Consider the following 16,592-nt stretch of genomic DNA (forward strand, 5'->3'; position numbering starts at 1 on the left):
AAACGATGTTGACTGCATTAGAAAAAGCCAAAGCCCTTAAAGAGTTTAGAGAATTGCGCCTTAAACTGGCTGGTGATGGATTAACCGCGCTGGACAAGGCCAAATCGTTAAAGCGCTTTCGTGAATTGCGTTTGTTGCTGGGTGGACAGAATCAACCAGAAGCACAGGAACCCGCCAATAATCCGCTGTACCAGTCCATTCTGGAAGGCCGGGAAGTCACACTAGAATTGCTGGAGCAGGTCAAGGCAGAGGCCGAAAAAGACTTGAACCATCCACAGCTGATTCCCGCTGTTCTTAAACTTAAAGAGCAGGTTGAACCATTACAGGTGCATCAGAGTGAGGCGGCTTAAATGGTGTCGAAAACGGATAAAACCGCCTTAAATCAAATTGACGTCGTTGCAAATCCCATTGCAGCGATTGATGCGATGATTGATGCGCTTAAGCACCAGCAGCACGAAAACTACGAGTTTTTAACGGGTGAACCGGTTGCATCCATCCAGTCCGGCCAGATTAAGCCTGATGAGAAGGGTCATTACATCAAGGCGGCTGTTAACTGGTTTAGGGAGTGGATGGACAAAAATAGCCATGGGCAGGAATTTGAAAATGTGCAGCTAGGAACAATCATTATTGCGCCTAGTGGCATTAAATCAGCCATGAGTCATAAACCCCACCCAATTGATGTTCAGGCGCTACCGGCCTTGCCTTTGATTATTGAAAAAGCTGTTGTTCTCAGTAGAACAATGGATGATATGGGCAAACCATTAGAAAATATTGTGGTCGCGGCACCCATCGAAATTGACGCCAAAAAATATTATATGGTTGTTCGTTTAAGACGGCACACTGAAGATAAAAACGATAGACCCCGCTTTTATACGCAAGCGGTTACTATTGCAGAGGACATAAAAAAAGGACACATCCCTTCAGACCAAGTGACTGGGCAAAATAAATTGCTTACTCAAAATGGAGGACGTGTCCGTTTATTAAATGTACTGTATAGCGCTCTCAGTGTCAATAATCCAGCGACCAGCATTGTTACAGGCCGTACAAACACTGTAAAAACCCCAAAAGGCACCAAACTTGATACGGTTTTTGCACTGGTTGAAGCTGACAATGTAATTGCATCACACGATAGCACTGGCGGGACTAATCCTAAATTTCCGCAAGAATTGCAGCCGCGTGACCGTAGCCGCGAAGCCAGCCAGACATGGGTGAAAAAAACAGCGGCCAATCTGGATCCTGATAGTCTGGGTAAAACCAGCCGTGCAGACACCGGTGCGCCGATTGTTGGTGATGACTTGATTGTTGAATCCGGGAACGGTCGCACCATGGCGATTCAATTAGCGTACGCACGTGGTACCGCAGAGGAATACCGCGCTTGGCTGGTTGATGAGGCAGAATACTTTGGATTTAAGCCTGAACAGGTTGAAGCCTTTAAGCAGCCTGTACTGGTGCGTATCCGTAAAACTGAGATTGACCGTGCCGCATTTGCAGTAGAAGCGAACCAGGATGATAAGCTGTCTTTGAGTGCCACGGAACGCGCCAAGGCCGATGCTCGCCGTATTGATGACAATATGGCGATGCTATTTAACCCAAGCGAAGATGGGGATTTACTGGCGGCCAGTAACCAGAAATTTATACAGGCTTTTTTACAGTCCATTGGTGATACCGAAGCTGCTCAGTATATTGGAACCGATGGCAAGCCAACGCAGGCACTAGTTTTACGCATTAAAGCAGCGGTATTTAGCAAGGCTTATAAGGATGACCGTCTTTTAGAGATGGTGGCAGACCAGACCAAGCCAGACTTAAAAAATATGCTGAATGCATTAAGTGTTGCGGCGCCCAAGTTTATTGAGGCCCAAGCCATTAGCCGGTTACAAACCGAAGATTTATCCAGTCAAATTGTTGATGGTATTGAAAGTGCCACTGACCAAAAGGTTATTGATGCGATTATTGCCGCTGCAAACGTGGTGATGACCGCAAAAAATGACAACCATGACGTGACCGAGTTTGTTAAGCAGCAAGGCCTGTTTGGTGATTTACCGGATGGTGTGGCAGAGCTGGCCGTATTCCTATCCAAAAATGCCAGCAGTGCCAAAAAGATGAGTCTGTTATTCAAAGCTATGGCCAGCTTTTTGGAAAAACAGGCAATTGACCAGAGTAACAATAGCCTGTTTGGTGATCCTGAGCCGCTGAGCATGCGAGAGGTCATTCAGCATGCTGTTGGTGTACTTGAGCAAGAATATGGCGATAAAGCCAATTTAAGCATGTTTGATGATTTAGGCTTTCTAGAGCCTAAGTTATTTGACCAGATTTTTAAGTCCTACGCCCGCACTGGGGAATGGACACCAACAAAATATCTGGAGCAAATGGATGCGTTGCGTCGTATTTTCTTTGCAAACGGCTGGGGACGTGAAAGACGTACTAACGGCTTCATGATCAAGCCTTGTGGTGAACGCAAAGTACGTCTTATTAAATATGCCGATGATGATAAATTTTTTGTCAGCATCGTTGATTTAGATGAAAAATTAATCACTGAAATTGTAGGTTGTGATAATAAGGCCATTCCTGAAATCATTGCTGAAATTAATAAATATCTTAATGAAGATCAGCAACTATCATTAGAAAAGTCTGGCTTTGATTCGGTTGATGGCAATGATCAGATTGCTATGGTGCCTAAGGTTGATGCTAGCAATACATGGATGAATGGGCAAATCATTCCATGGTCAGAAAATCCTGAGACTGATTTTGCGCATTCCATGAAATTGCCATCTTCCGGTCAGCTTGGTGATAAGGTTTGTTTTCATGTCTGGGCAAATGAAAGTAAAGAGTCAAGGGTGAGAATAGATGCATTTATTGCAGATATTAAGTTTAAGACCAGTAAAGTATGGTATGGACTGGCCATGCGCATTGCTGATACGCGATTTGCGACACTGATTTACTTACCTAGTGGGACTTTTGATATTTTAACCAGTCATGAAAGTGTAGACGGTTATGATGCCTTACTCACCATGGAAGAGATATGTCGGCATAACTGTTTGCGTACTGATATTGATAAGCAAGCCCATGAAGCCGCCACGTCACCTTACAATGATTTGCCAGAGCCGACTGAAGCACAAAAAATTTCAGGGGATTATGTGAAGGGCAAGCTATCAATTGCGGGTGTAGATATAGCGATTGAAAATCCGGCTGGTTCTACACGCTCAGGCGTTGACGCCAGTGGAAAGGCTTGGCAAACCACGATGAAGCATCACTATGGCTACATTGAAAATACCATGGGTGCCGATGGTGATGAGCTGGATGTATTTGTTAAAACTGGTTTGAATGAATATACCGGCATTGTGTATGTCATCCGCCAGCTTGATCCAGAAAGCCTAGATTTTGATGAACACAAGATCATTATTGGCGCGTCTACATTAGAAGAAGCCCAGCAAATTTATTTGTCTAATTATGAATCGGGCTGGCAGGGGATGGGCAGTATTGAAACGCTATCCATTGAAGATTTTAGGAACAGGCTGGGTAAGACCTGGACGCAGTTTGATTCGATTGGCCAGCACGTTGAGCCAATCACTGTTCTGAATCAGCTTATTGGCATCTTGCAGGCCAAAAAAATCACTGACCAGCAGCAGTTAATGGAACTGCGCGAGGAAATTCGCACCAATGAGCAGACCGCCCGTTATTTGATGGGTGGCCGTAAGGGATTGTGGGGCCGCACAACCAATGCGGACAATAAACGCAGTGCTGAATTGTCAAATTTACGCCTGAAATACCAGCTGGCACTGAATCATTTTATTGCCCTGTATTCCATTGACAAGCGGGAAGCCCGTACCTTTAATTTACGCCATGGCGTCAATTCTTTTGATTCCATCGAAAATGACCAGATACACCCAGTATTTCATGCGATTTATGGGCATGGAAACCACTGGAACAGCGCATAAAAGCACCAATTACCAAGCCTTAACATAGGTCAATCTAAAAAAATACCTATGTTGAGGTCTGCATGTCTGCGGTGGTTAATTTAAGTCAATTTGTGGTTACACCCTTAACTGTAATGACTGCTATTGATGCAATGATAGCGGTCTTACAGCAAGCGAATGGTCAGCATATCCCGCTGTATCAGTTTAGCGAAAAGATAACGCCTGCTGCCCGCCAGCGTGCCAACAATGAGGCAGTTGCATTACTGCGGGCTGTCCAAAATGACGATGTAAAGCAACTTACACCAGAACAAAAACTCATTTTATCCCGCTATACCGGCACGGGTGGCAACCTGATTGGCGAAGATGGCTTAAAGGGCAGTGCGTACGAGTACTACACACCAATGCCAGTGGCACAAGCCATGTGGGACCTATTAAAAGAACAGGGCTTTGCTGGTGGGAACGTATTAGACCCCAGCTCAGGCACTGGTATTTTTGCTGGTTGCGCCCCTGCCGATATCCTCATGCACAGTGTTGAACTCTCTGATATATCCGGCAATATCAATAAACTGGTCAATGATAGTGATAAGCATGCAACCACAGTGGCCCCGTTTGAACAGGTCGCGGCCAGCACTGATGATGAAATTTTTGATGCAGTCATTACCAATGTGCCGTTTGGCACCAATGCCGACCGTGGCAAAAACAAGAACCTGGACAATAAATATCAGCGTGACACGCTGGAAGAATATTTTATTAAGCGGTCGCTGGATAAATTGCGTCCCAATGGTTTAGCCGCCTTTATCGTTCCTACCAAAATTTTAGACAACAGCAGCTTTAAAAAGTTTCGTCAGCTGATTTTATTGCGTGCCGATCTAGTCGGCGCTTACCGCCTGCCCAATAAAGTGTTTGACGCCACTGGAGCAGATGTCACGACCGATATCATTATTCTTAAAAAATTTAACCAGGATGTCAGCGAGAAAATCACCAACCTGTATGAAAACGGTGGACTGCAAACCCTGCAAGCCGCACGGGTGCTAGATACCGATATTGTGGCCGGGCATTACTTTAAAACCTATGGCAAGTCTTACGTGCTGGGTGAAACCGTCAAGGGCAAAGGCCGTTTTGGTGAAGTGGAACGGGTAGTTAATGATGATTCATTGGCCAATATCCTAAAACTGGTGAAGCGTTTTCCTGAATCACGTATTGACTATAACTTGCTGGAAGTTACCCCCGAATTGACCGAAATTACTTTTAATGACGGTGATATTCGCCGTATCGATGGCGCCACATTCCAGATGAAAAACGGCGAGTGGCAACAGGTGATTGAACGCTTTAACGTGGATGAATCCTTATTTGCAACGCCATACGCTTTATTGTCTGGCAAAGGGGATTATCCAAAGCTGGTTGAATATGTTGCTTATTGCGCGGCCAATGCCAAGCGTCCGCCAGAATGGCTATCTATCTTTACACAAGAGGTCGAAAAGAACGCCGCTACATTTGGCTTCTGGTTATGTGTGTTGTCAGTACTGGATGCCCTAAAAACTGATAATGGCACATTTCCCTATGCAGAGCGCTATTCGGCACTAACCGCGCAAATGGTCGGTTATGCAGATGCCTACCTTAAAAAACGCTACAAACCCAAAAATCAGGATTATAAACGCTATCTGCACACCATCAGCATTGCCTTTGATAGCAACATGCCTGATGGTATTTCACGATTCTGGCGCGGTGATACCAGTCAACTGGCAGCCGTACAGCCACTGCATACCCAAGCTGCTTATGAAAATGCGGTGTACCGAGGTATTGCAGAAAACTGGCAAGTCGATGTAGCTGTCATTCAGCAAAGCAATCCTGATTTTGACCCAATGACTGATGACAATTACTGTATCAATCAGGATGGCAGCAAAGTCACGTTAAAGCGCGACTATTATGTTGGCAACTATCAGCAGTTTTTAACCCGGATTAACAGCCAGATTGACGCAGCAACGGATCCTGTCATTAAGGAAAAACTGATTCGGCAGAAACTGGCCGCTGATGCCATGATTCAGGCAATCGATGTTTGTAAGCTCAACTATGACCTAATGGCCAGCACCATACCGATTGAAATCAAGTATCGCTACTTTTCAGAATTTATTGATGACAAGGTACTGATTGATGCAGACCATCGGCTAGTTTTGGATGAAAAACCGGATTCTGTTATTGATCTGGTCAAATACCGTTTAAGCGGCAGTAAGGCACTGGAAACCGGCAAGATGGATGAGGGCAATAAGGCGCTGCGCTACTTTATGCTCAACCGGATTTTTAACTCCATCAACAACAACCAGCGTCTTTATGTGAAAACTGAGGACAACATCAACAAGGATACCAAAGCCAAGCTGCTTAAAATCCTGACCGATTATTACAATACCTTGAATGTCAGTTTTGATGCCTGGTTGAAATCCAATGATGAGTTCATGGCCCAGTTGGATCAGCAATTTAATGCCCCTGAAAACAAGGTTTTTCCGGTGCAACTGGATGATTCACCATTAACGATTGATGGCTTTAATCCCAAAAGAGAAGGTTTTATAGCATTAAACGGCTACCAGAATGAGGAAATTCGCCGGCTGTCACGCCATTTTGCGGGTATGTGTGGTTTTGACGTGGGGCTGGGTAAAACCCTAACCGCGCTGGCTGCCATGCAGAATATGCATAATATTGGCATTAAAACCCGTACGTTTGTAGTGGTTCCCAACCATACCATCAGTAAGTGGTTTAACGATGTCAAAATGGCTTATGACTACGTAGACGATGTGCTGGTGATTGGCAGTAATCAGGGTAAACAGGACGCCGTAGACTCCAAGTTTAATGCAGCAGATTTTGCAGCACTGACCAAGCCGGAAGGGAAGCATTATCGAAAAATCCTGATGACCGTGGATGCATTCAATATGATTCCGCTGCGTCAGGCGACCATTGAAACCCATTTTTACCAGACTGAAGGTATTGCCACCGACCGCAAGCAGGACCGCGAAAAGCAGGACGGTGATTTAAGTAACCGCATCAAGAAAATCAACAAGTATGAAAGCAAGTTGCCCTATTTTGAGGATATGGGCGTTGATTCACTGGTATTTGATGAAGCCCAGCTATTCAAGAATGGCAAGGCTGGCGGCGGCCAATATGACCGTATCAAAGGCCTGTCATTGCTGGCCGAGAGTGCTTTATCGGCGCGTGCAATCAGCGCGGCCATTAAATCCTGGTATATCCGTGGCCGTAACGGTGAATTGAATGATGGCGTAGTCTTGCTGACTGCAACGCCATTTACTAACTCGCCGGTTGAGATTCTAACCATGCTGTCACTGGCAGTCGGTGATAAGGAAGCCATGCGCGAACTGGCGGGTACTTCCATTGCCAGCGTTGATGATTTCTTAAGTACCTTTGCCAATATTGACCAGATTGAGCAGGAAAATATTGTCGGTGATCTGGTATCAGTTGATACTTTTACGGGCTTTAAAAACGTGCAGTTATTGAAGGATGGCATTCACAAGATTGCTAATATCCAGACCGCCCGGGAGCGTGGCCTTAAAATTCCTGATGAAGAAAATCATACCGTGGTCATTGACCTGGTGGATGACGACAAGGCAACCCTAAACCAGATGAAAGGGTTTTATGCACTGGCCAAGGAAATGATTAACGGCGGTGGTGTGATTGCCGATAAAGATACCTTTGAGGCCTATGAAGCCTATAAGGAAATGCTTGGTGAAACGGATGAGCTACTGGCTCACCCGTTCAACCTGATTGCCCGCATGTCTGATGTGATCATGGCCGGTAGTGAAATGGGCCTCATGCGTATTGTACCCGTTGATTTTGCCCCTGATCAGCTGGAAGCCGCGCGCAAATTGGCTGACCAGTTTAATGCCAAGAAAATCAGCATTAAGACAACCCGCCGTTTTCCGGGCGTTGATAGCGAACTAATGACAGTCAAAATGATACAGGACAATCAAGGCGAGCTAATGCCACAGTTTACTATAGGCTGCCGTGTTGATCTGGATGATCATAATTCGCGGTTAATCCTAAATGTGGATGATGCTGGCGTCGTCGCGCAGCTGATGGAAATGATTGATAAGGCAGGCCTACAGGTCCAGCCCAAGCTATCAGCTAAAGTTTCTGCCATGGTTGAAAACTATAAGGTTGAGCAGAGTACGCCAAAGCATCAGGGCCATGCCAAACAGCTTATTTTCTGCGACAACCTGGCGATGCAGCATGTAATCAAGCGGGCATTGGTTGCTTACTGTGGGGTGAAATCCAGCCAGATTGCCATTATCAATGCGCAAACTCTACCAGATGGCAGCAAGGGCAGTCCTGATACAGAGCACATGCAGGAAGTGCAGGACAAGTTTGCCAGCAATGAGTTTACAACCGTCATTGCCAATAAAAAGGCTGAAACCGGTATTGATTTGCAGATTGGTACACAGGCCATCCACCACTTAACAACGGGCTGGACACCAGACAGCTTACAGCAGCGTAATGGCCGTGGCGTACGTCAGGGCAATAAGCAGTCCAGCGTGGCAATTTACCATTACAATGCCAATGGCACCTTTGATGAGTATAAGCAGCGCCTGATTGCTGGCAAGGCTGACTGGATTGACCAGTTGATGCAAAAGGATTCTGTTGTATCTGGAACCCTGAATGTGAGCCAGGAACTCAGTAAACAGGACTATGAGGACCTGATTAATGCTGATAGCCCTGAACAAATTGCTGCACTATTGCAGGCAAAATCTATTCGGGAACAGGCCGAGCGTGCTGCACTGGTTGCCTCCAGAACCCGCTTGCTATATGACAACATGATCAAGGCCAAGAAACGCCCTAAACCCAGCATTGAAGGGCAAGTACGTCAGATTATGGAGGTCGATGCCAAACGGCTAGGGGAACTGATCAAGAAGCGCGACAAGGCGGCCAAGCCTGAGGTTATTCAGCGTTACACCGACCAGATCAACCAGATTGCCCAGCGCTATGATGGCTGGTTCGATGGTGAGCTGACCAGTGATATGGTGATTAAGGGCATTGAGCGAAAACGGCAATATAACCGTAGCCCAAGTTTTAGTGAATATGATATTTACCGTGAAATGCGGACTGGAAGCCATGAAATGTCACGCTGGATCCAGACCAATGCCGACACCCTGACCAATGATGTATTTAACCGTGCCCGTAGTGTGGTGAGCACAGCAGATAACATGATTCGTGCCACTGAAGAATCATTCTTGAATTATCAGGATAATGGTTTTAGTGAGGCTGATAAACAGGCCATTTTAACCGGAGAGGCCGTTTTAGATGATTTGGGCGTGCTTTGGTATGCAGGCGAGTACGTTAAGGCCATTAAAGAAAATGGCAAAACCGTTTATGGCTATGTGAAGATTGCTGAACTTAGTGATTATGGCTTTAAATTTGGTTTTATCGGTAAGGAAATCGGTAGAACTGATACCTGCCAGAAACTAAGCCCGGATGATAAGGCCGCTGCCATTGAATATATGGTGGCCGAGGATATGGCCGAGTGTAACACCAAAGAAATTTTTGATATCAGTGTTGCTAAGCCATTTTACGCCAGTGTTTTTCCAGAAATTTACACCATTTTGGCGGAACGTCTGGCCGGTGCGCTTCAAGAATGGAATGAGCGGACTACCCAGTATTTTGCCCGCAATCTGGTGCACCGTGCGACTAAGCGGCGCTATTGGGCTGAAGAGTTTTTACCAGAGCTAAGGTATGATAATCCCGATATTGTTAAATCTTATAACCTGGTATTTGATATTGAGGCATTTGAAGTTAATCCGCTCAATCGCAGGCCTATGGCGGTAATCCGTAATAAGAACCTAAGGCTTTATCAAAACATCCCAATAACCCATGCCTCAGATTCTGAATTTTTTGAAAATGAACTGCTGCCTTATCTGGAAGGTGAGGCTATAGAAGTAAAAATGGATGTAGACACAGCATTTAATTTATTGAAAAAACTGCTAGGAACATCACGCCTGTTTGATATGGCATTAACCCGGGCCGGTTTTACCACGGCTGAATTTCAACAGTTGTATGTTGACGGGATTAGTAAGGCTGATATTCCGCAATATGTTAAAAAAGCAATTGATCAGGAAATTGGGCACGTCATCAATAACCTTGATGAAGTGGTTGGCTGGTTTATGGTGAGCGAGGGTTATAGACATATCCGGCAACGGATTAAAATCCTGCCCGAACCAGGTGCACCTGAAGCAGCGGCGGCTGATCTGATGGAGCAGGCCAAGCGGGTAGCGATTAAAAATACCAAGGATGTACCCGTCATTGGCTTAAAATCAGTGGTGATCGGCAGGGATGGTAATAAGCTGTATGAAAACAAGGAATCATTAAAGGCTACGGTGGACTATGCCTACTGGGCAAAACGTCCAAGTATGTGGATTATTGACCTGGAATCGTTTGCCAAGCTGATTCAACAGCCGTGGTACGATTCAACCCAGATTGAAATTGTTGAGGCAAAATACAGATGAGCCGCATTACCTACCTAATCCCTGATCGTGCGGCACTGGCTGAGGTGACGGCTGGCATTAAAGCCAGCCTGACCGATAAGGGAATTGAACCAGCCAATATGCCTAAGGTCATTACTGATACATTTTTTCGTAATGCGGCGCGGCTAAGTGCCCGTGATATTGATTTCTGGCTAGGCTTTGGCGGGTATTTGCCAGCGGTTGAATGGGTTATTGCCCAGCAAAGCGGGGAAGGCGAAGAAGAGTTTTATGCCCGCACCCAATATCCTAAAAATGTGGTTGAGGCCTACAGTGTACCTGAGGATGATTTAGCAACCCTTGCAGCTGCTGATCTGTATATGCAGCTTCACCGGGCTACCACACCAGTTGCAACAACAGTCTGGCCATTAAATGAAGAGGAAGGCCAATATATTGACCTTGCCCAGTTTGAGGCGCGGCTCAATGGAACCGTGCGCCTTTAGCACAATGTGAGCGAGTAATAATAACCCTGTGCTTAAGCTCAGGGTTTTTTATGACCAACAAAACAATCGCGCTGGCCACCCCGGCCAATGCACCAAAGCCCCGATTGCCCAGTAATGACACAGACCCGTTGTATGGCGTAGTTTCCAAACACAAGTTTGCTGTATTTTCTGAATGTGACAAAGATGGCAACTGGCTTGCAGACTTGCCTATCGTGGCAGCCATGCTTACCGATGGTGATAAAACCATTGAAAGTAATTATCAGACCCCATTTGAAAACAGTAACCCAGAACATAAGATGCCAACGCTAATGGCAGCCTTGCAAACCGGTGAGTTGGTTGAGGCTATTGGCAATATTGTGGGCAGTAATGGGCTGCTACAGGCAGCAACCGATGTGCTGGATCCAGTGACGGGCATGCTTAAAGAATTTGCCAAGTCTGCCGAAGGTAAAACCAACCTGACTAAAATCAATACCACTCAGGTTTTTGTGTCCACGGCTTCTATCAGAATTAATTTAAGCCTATTCCTGATTGCCCTAAGAAACCCACTGGTTGAAGTGGAACATAAAATTGCCCAGCTGGAAGCCTGGTCTTTGCCCAAATATTTATCTAATCGGGGCTTGCTTGAGAATGTGAGCGAGAACGGGCTTGCAGAAGGGATTTTCTCAGGGGTGGTACCGCCGTTTATTTCGATTACTTTCCATGGCAAAACCTATGCGCCTTTCGTAATTGAAAGTGTGTCGTCACCGCTTGATGCGCCGATTGATGAAAATGGAAACCGCTTAAATCTGGCTTTTAGTGTGAATCTGTTGAGCCGGGCCGCTTGGGATGCCAGTGATATCAAAAAACTGTATGGGATGGTGTAAATGCTGACTTTTGATGCAATACCGATAGGTCCTACGACCTATACGCCTCAGGAACTAACCATTAATGATTGCCTGAAAGTAGCTGTTGTTAGCCAGCAGCTCAATGAAAAGCGCGTGACTGTGTTTTTAAAGGGCATGCTACAGGATGATAAGTTACCCCTGAGTATTACCTGCCAAGAGCGCTATTACTTACTAATGAAATACGTGGAAAAGCAAGGCAATTCACTGTTGGCCATTGATATGGACTTATCCGCCTGTTATCTACCACCAGGCATGGAATGGAAAACCCAAATCACCCAGAACGGGGTAACAGTACAGCAGCTTAACGGCCGTGGCGCTGAATTCTTGGAGTCAAAATGCAAGAACGCTATTGAATGGCTAGCTTGCATGATGGCACTGCAGCTGGCACATGAAAAGCATCCCGAACTGGCGGTTTTACCTGACCTTACCGTTGATGATGCCGCTTTTGAGCAGCAGTTTATGCAACGGCTGGACTACATTAAAAAGCTGTCACAAAGCGAATTTGAGTTGTGCTATGAAGATTTTGCACCGCTGAACCAGCAATTATTTTCACTCATTAGTTTGACAGCCAATAATAGCGGTCTGGTTATAGAAAGAGGTGCAGATGACGCGCCTGTTCGATTTCGTCCCTCTGCCGCCTTTATCCGACTCATCAAAGAACTGGACCAGTCATTTAATTGAAGTGGCTGATGGTCTGGCTGAACATTGCCCAATGTCCTTAAGTGAAGCCTTAAATCAGCCGATTAGCTTTGAGGCGTTTTATTATGAATCACCCACATGGGAACAACGTAAAAAAGTGCTTAAGGCAGAAGCTGAAAAACACAACACACTGATTAAAATCGGCAACGCCATCATCAAGGGACTAGGCAATATTGCCAACAGTCATTAACCCTTACTTACTCAAGTTTACCAATTTACCTATTGGAACCTCCCTCAAAACCTAAAAAGCCCCTTCTGCATAATGAAGCCTCAAAGCAGGACGTCATAACAGCAGGGGTATAGGTTTTCATCATGACTGATAGTTCAAGTGTTATAGCCGCTAGTACATCGGTTGCGAATAAAGCTACCTATACCGGTGCTGCGACAGGGGTTTTAGGCTGGCTTACCCAGATTGATTTGTTGAGTGCCATGGGTGTGATTCTGGCAATCATCGGCTTTCTATGCAATTTGTACTTTCAAATTCGCCGTGACAAGCGAGAGGAAATTGAAAGTGCAGCCCGCCTACGGATCATTGAAAAACAGAATCAGGTAGATAAGCATGAGTAAGCGTATTTTAATAACTAGTCTTATATTGAGCGCAGCAGCTTTTGTGGGGGTAGTCCGACAGGAAGGCTACACTGAAGATGCAAAAGTACCCGTTAAGGGGGATGTGCCGACTTATGGTTTTGGAACAACCATTAAGCAAAATGGCCAGCCGGTAAAGCTCGGTGATCGAACCACGCCCGTCAAGGCCGTTGAAGATGCCTATGCCCATCTCAGCAAGGATGAAAAGTTATTCAAGGCTTCATTGCCTAATGTGCTATTAAGTCAGGGTGAATACGATACCTACCTTGATTTTACCTATCAGTACGGCATGGCAACCTGGAATAAATCATCAATGCGCCGTGAAATTTTGAACGGTAATTACCGCGCAGCCTGTGATGCCTTACTGAAATACCGTTATGTGGCTGGCCGGGATTGTTCCATCAAGTCCAGTAACTGCATGGGGGTATGGACCCGCCAGAAAGAGCGTCATGTGAAATGCATTGGTGCAGATGGCTAAGTTATTGGTGAGTTAAATTCAATTGTTAAGAAGCCCCTTGTAAGGGGCTTTTTCTTTATAATAATTAAATTTTATTCTAAATATTAATTATGACCTTAGATCAAAAATTAGCATTAGCTAATGTTATTGGTACGTGGCTTGCCAGTATTGGAACAATTGCTGCTGTAATTGTTTCCTTATGGCTAGTTAGAAGAACTGGAAGGATTCAACTTAAGATTGAAAGTACAACAGCACTTATATGTCCAGATGGTCGTATGGTTCGCTGTATCGTTATTTCTGTAACCAATCTTGGGGATAGAACAGTTACTATCACTAATATTCGGTGGAAAATTGGAAAAGGTAAATCGTTAACTGAAAACCTCCAATTTTTTAGTTTAAGTTTAGGATCGACTCAATTTCCAACAGAGTTAGAGCATGGTAAAAGTGGACACTACTTTTTAGAGTTGTTCAGGGAGGATGAACATAATTGGGAGCAACCATTTATTTTAGGTTTTGTTAAAGACTTATCACCTAAGCATCTTGATACTTTAAGGATTGAAATTAAAACTTCAATCGGGCAAATGGTTCAAGTCAGACCAGGGAAACAAGTACTAGAATTTATAAAAAACCATAAATTTAATTAACCCTTAAAATATCATTCCAGCTCGTTAAGTAGCTGGGTGATTTTCTGGTTTGTGCCATGGACCAGTTTCTATCCTTAAAGGTGCATGATCCAATCGATACCGCATCACGGCCAAACTTGTTATTGATTTCATCAAGGGTAATGGTCAGCAGCTTGCGCTCCTGGATCTTGTCGTGGTCGGCCAGCAGGTCAGGCAGATATTTACTGTCCGGCACAATATTCATCAGGATGACACCTGCATGCTTGTATTGCATGTTGGGTTTGAATATTTGCTCCAGCCCATGCATTACAGCCTTGTTAATCAGTAACCGGTCATCGGTGGCGTAGCTTAGGCTAACAATAATATAGGGGTGATAGTAGGGCTTTTGAAAGCGGCTGGTCTTGATGGTGATGCCAATGCTGGCACACAGCAGGTTCTGGCTGCGTAAGCGGTCAATTGCCCGCAAAACAAACAGGGTTAATGCTTCACGAAGGTCATCAATTTTTGTTACCGGCTTGCCAAATGACCGGCTACTGATGATCTGTTTTTTATCCGGGACAGTGTGCTCAATTTCAATACAGGCAATCCCCTGTAGCTCCAGTACCGTTCGCTCCATCACCACGCTAAAGTGCTGGCGAATAAACTTGGGACTACTTAGGGTCAGGTCAAGCGCATTTAGGATATTTAGGCTGGCCAGCTTCTTGGTATGCTGGCGGCCAACGCCCCACACTTCGGATACGTCCAGGCTTTGCAACATGAATTCAAGGATTAGCGGGTCTAAATCCAGAAGGTTACACACGCCATTAAAGGCCGGATTTTTCTTGGCAAAATGGTTGGCCAGTTTAGCCTGGGTTTTACTATGGCCAATACCCACGCACACTGGAAGGCCAATCCACTTGGCAATGGTCTGGCGCATTTGCTGGGCATAATCTGCCAGATTAAACAGGTGGCTATAATCGGTCAGCTCTAAAAAGCATTCATCAATCGAATAGATTTCCTGTTCCTGTGGGCCAACAAACTGCCCAAGGATCGCCATAAACCGTTTTGACATTTCGGCATATAAAGCGTAGTTACTCGACATCACCACCACGTCATGCTGCTTGATCAGGTCGCGCACCTCAAATAACGGCATACCCATCTTGATGCCTAAGGCCTTGGCTTCAGCAGAGCGTGCAACAATACAGCCATCATTGTTGGATAGAACAACGACCGGCCTATTATTTAAGGCGGGGTTAAAAACACGCTCACAGCTCACATAGCAGTTGTTGACATCAACCAGGGCAAAGATGCGGCTACAGGGCTGCATACTTTAACGGCCGCGCATGCATTTAAGGTTATAGACCACCACGCCCCAGATGGTCCATTCATCATTTTCGGCTGGGTAAATGTTGCTGTATTCAGGGTTTTCGGCCTTTAGCCAGACTTTGGCCGGGGTAAACTGGCTTTCAATCATCAGCCGCTTAACCGTATATTCATTATTAATACAGGCGACGATAATATCGCGGTGCTTAGCTTCAAGGCTGCGGTCTACCACCAGCTCGTCATCTACATCAATACCAGCATTCAACATGGATTTTGAGGCCACCCGCACGATAAAGGTTGCGCTCTGGTTATGAATAATATGCTGGTTGAGGTCTATACCGCGTTCGATATGGTCATTGGCCGGTGAGGGGAAACCAGCAGCGACCTTTTCAAGCGCCACTGGGATGTTATAAGTGGTCTGGGCATAGAGTGGCTTAAAGTCCAGCTTTTTAACCAGATCAGACTTAGTGCCATTAGGCGGATTGAACAGCAGCCAGTTGGTGATCAGGTTTACCTGTGATTCAGGCACCCGGATTAATACCGATTTTTCACCATAGAGTGATTTTCGGCCCGCGTTTTTTCGTGCGCCACCACGTTTCTCCAGTTGATCGGTCATCATATTTTTGATTTTGTACAAATTCAAAAATAGCATAAGCCAACAGTAAAATTTAATTCAAGTCAGTTTTATTGATAAAGTGAATTAATCCGATGAAACAACAGTGCTTTTACAGGCCTGTCAGTTTGCCCAGGAACATAAGTAGCAGGCAAATGCCCAGTGCTGTGCCGACCATCAAAGCATAAAATTGCACTGAAGCTTTCCAGTCCACGGTATTGTAAGTGCCACACTTATAGCAAACCTTGCTGAAGTCATGCAGGTTACGTCGGCAGCCGGTGCACGTGGTTTTATAGAGTGGCCGGAGTTTCATTATTTTGAATAATCAATCCGGCTCAAAATTTATCATTGAATCAGCTTTTACCCTAATTTCTTTTAGGTTCAGGATCTTGATGTTCTGGTCCAGCTGATTTTCATCAATATCATCGACTTGCAATAATTGGAGTGAGCGTTTAAGGGCCTCTAGTTTTTCTGATTTAGCATTTTTAGTTGTCATAATAGTTTTCCTTAAAAATTGCATTTATAGCCAGTTTGCGCAATTCCGCAAGTTATCACTT

General features: G+C 45.2%; 14 protein-coding genes. 10 read left to right on the plus strand and 4 right to left on the minus strand.

Annotated features, from left to right (window positions below):
- Positions 1–5 precede the first annotated feature (5 nt).
- The 10 genes from Q337_RS0103345 to Q337_RS0103390 all read left to right on the plus strand — a co-directional run bounded on the left by Q337_RS0103345 (position 6) and on the right by Q337_RS0103390 (position 14,141).
- Positions 6–350, plus strand: coding sequence for a hypothetical protein (locus tag Q337_RS0103345; protein WP_051526522.1), 345 nt, complete (start codon positions 6–8; stop codon positions 348–350).
- Positions 351–3,935, plus strand: coding sequence for an LPD3 domain-containing protein (locus tag Q337_RS18910; RefSeq protein WP_051526523.1), 3,585 nt, complete (start codon positions 351–353; stop codon positions 3,933–3,935).
- Positions 3,936–3,997: 62 nt separating this feature from the next.
- Positions 3,998–10,414 (plus strand): N-6 DNA methylase, encoded by a 6,417-nt coding sequence (locus Q337_RS0103355; protein ID WP_026470385.1) that lies wholly within the window; start codon positions 3,998–4,000, stop codon positions 10,412–10,414.
- A complete protein-coding gene (locus Q337_RS16625; protein ID WP_051526524.1) occupies positions 10,411–10,872 on the plus strand; it encodes a hypothetical protein in 462 nt (153 codons plus the stop codon). The genes Q337_RS0103355 and Q337_RS16625 overlap by 4 nt, the downstream gene beginning before the upstream one ends.
- Before the next feature lie 50 nt (positions 10,873–10,922).
- Positions 10,923–11,735: a hypothetical protein gene (locus tag Q337_RS0103365; RefSeq protein WP_026470386.1), complete on the plus strand. Its 813-nt coding sequence runs from the start codon at positions 10,923–10,925 to the stop codon at positions 11,733–11,735.
- Positions 11,736–12,437 (plus strand): hypothetical protein, encoded by a 702-nt coding sequence (locus Q337_RS0103370; RefSeq protein WP_026470387.1) that lies wholly within the window; start codon positions 11,736–11,738, stop codon positions 12,435–12,437.
- A gap of 31 nt (positions 12,438–12,468) precedes the next feature.
- Positions 12,469–12,645, plus strand: a complete 177-nt coding sequence (locus Q337_RS18915) for a hypothetical protein (protein ID WP_169733736.1) — start codon at positions 12,469–12,471, stop codon at positions 12,643–12,645.
- A 122-nt stretch (positions 12,646–12,767) separates the two neighbouring features.
- Complete coding sequence (locus Q337_RS0103380) at positions 12,768–13,022, plus strand: holin (protein ID WP_026470389.1); 255 nt, start codon at positions 12,768–12,770, stop codon at positions 13,020–13,022.
- A complete protein-coding gene (locus Q337_RS0103385; RefSeq protein ID WP_407636759.1) occupies positions 13,009–13,518 on the plus strand; it encodes a glycoside hydrolase family protein in 510 nt (169 codons plus the stop codon). Before Q337_RS0103380 ends, Q337_RS0103385 begins: the two co-directional genes overlap by 14 nt.
- An 89-nt stretch (positions 13,519–13,607) precedes the next feature.
- Positions 13,608–14,141, plus strand: coding sequence for a hypothetical protein (locus Q337_RS0103390; protein ID WP_026470391.1), 534 nt, complete (start codon positions 13,608–13,610; stop codon positions 14,139–14,141).
- Here Q337_RS0103390 and Q337_RS0103395 read toward each other — a convergent pair.
- The 4 genes from Q337_RS0103395 to Q337_RS0103410 all read right to left on the minus strand — a co-directional run bounded on the left by Q337_RS0103395 (position 14,134) and on the right by Q337_RS0103410 (position 16,531).
- A complete protein-coding gene (locus Q337_RS0103395) occupies positions 14,134–15,426 on the minus strand; it encodes a Y-family DNA polymerase (protein WP_026470392.1) in 1,293 nt (430 codons plus the stop codon). The genes Q337_RS0103390 and Q337_RS0103395 overlap by 8 nt on opposite strands.
- A 3-nt stretch (positions 15,427–15,429) precedes the next feature.
- Positions 15,430–16,041 (minus strand): LexA family protein, encoded by a 612-nt coding sequence (locus tag Q337_RS0103400; RefSeq protein ID WP_026470393.1) that lies wholly within the window; start codon positions 16,039–16,041, stop codon positions 15,430–15,432.
- A 106-nt stretch (positions 16,042–16,147) separates the two neighbouring features.
- On the minus strand, positions 16,148–16,348 hold the full coding sequence (locus Q337_RS0103405; RefSeq protein WP_026470394.1) for a hypothetical protein: 201 nt from the start codon (positions 16,346–16,348) through the stop codon (positions 16,148–16,150).
- 12 nt (positions 16,349–16,360) lie between these two features.
- Positions 16,361–16,531: a hypothetical protein gene (locus Q337_RS0103410; protein WP_156935691.1), complete on the minus strand. Its 171-nt coding sequence runs from the start codon at positions 16,529–16,531 to the stop codon at positions 16,361–16,363.
- Between the last annotated feature and the right edge of the window lie 61 nt (positions 16,532–16,592).

Origin of the sequence: Alkanindiges illinoisensis DSM 15370, assembly GCF_000619845.1 — a bacterium.
GTDB classification, from domain to species: Bacteria; Pseudomonadota; Gammaproteobacteria; order Pseudomonadales; family Moraxellaceae; genus Alkanindiges; species Alkanindiges illinoisensis.

What these genes read in the sequence shown, in the direction of transcription:
- Q337_RS0103345 (WP_051526522.1), top strand. Translation starts at nt 6, where the DNA reads ATGTTGACTGCATTAGAAAAAGCCAAAGCCCTTAAAGAGTTTAGAGAA.
- Q337_RS18910 (WP_051526523.1), top strand. Translation starts at nt 351, where the DNA reads ATGGTGTCGAAAACGGATAAAACCGCCTTAAATCAAATTGACGTCGTT.
- Q337_RS0103355 (WP_026470385.1), top strand. Translation starts at nt 3,998, where the DNA reads ATGTCTGCGGTGGTTAATTTAAGTCAATTTGTGGTTACACCCTTAACT.
- Q337_RS16625 (WP_051526524.1), top strand. Translation starts at nt 10,411, where the DNA reads ATGAGCCGCATTACCTACCTAATCCCTGATCGTGCGGCACTGGCTGAG.
- Q337_RS0103365 (WP_026470386.1), top strand. Translation starts at nt 10,923, where the DNA reads ATGACCAACAAAACAATCGCGCTGGCCACCCCGGCCAATGCACCAAAG.
- Q337_RS0103370 (WP_026470387.1), top strand. Translation starts at nt 11,736, where the DNA reads ATGCTGACTTTTGATGCAATACCGATAGGTCCTACGACCTATACGCCT.
- Q337_RS18915 (WP_169733736.1), top strand. Translation starts at nt 12,469, where the DNA reads ATGTCCTTAAGTGAAGCCTTAAATCAGCCGATTAGCTTTGAGGCGTTT.
- Q337_RS0103380 (WP_026470389.1), top strand. Translation starts at nt 12,768, where the DNA reads ATGACTGATAGTTCAAGTGTTATAGCCGCTAGTACATCGGTTGCGAAT.
- Q337_RS0103390 (WP_026470391.1), top strand. Translation starts at nt 13,608, where the DNA reads ATGACCTTAGATCAAAAATTAGCATTAGCTAATGTTATTGGTACGTGG.
- Q337_RS0103395 (WP_026470392.1), bottom strand. Translation starts at nt 15,426, where the DNA reads ATGCAGCCCTGTAGCCGCATCTTTGCCCTGGTTGATGTCAACAACTGC.
- Q337_RS0103400 (WP_026470393.1), bottom strand. Translation starts at nt 16,041, where the DNA reads ATGATGACCGATCAACTGGAGAAACGTGGTGGCGCACGAAAAAACGCG.
- Q337_RS0103405 (WP_026470394.1), bottom strand. Translation starts at nt 16,348, where the DNA reads ATGAAACTCCGGCCACTCTATAAAACCACGTGCACCGGCTGCCGACGT.
- Q337_RS0103410 (WP_156935691.1), bottom strand. Translation starts at nt 16,531, where the DNA reads ATGACAACTAAAAATGCTAAATCAGAAAAACTAGAGGCCCTTAAACGC.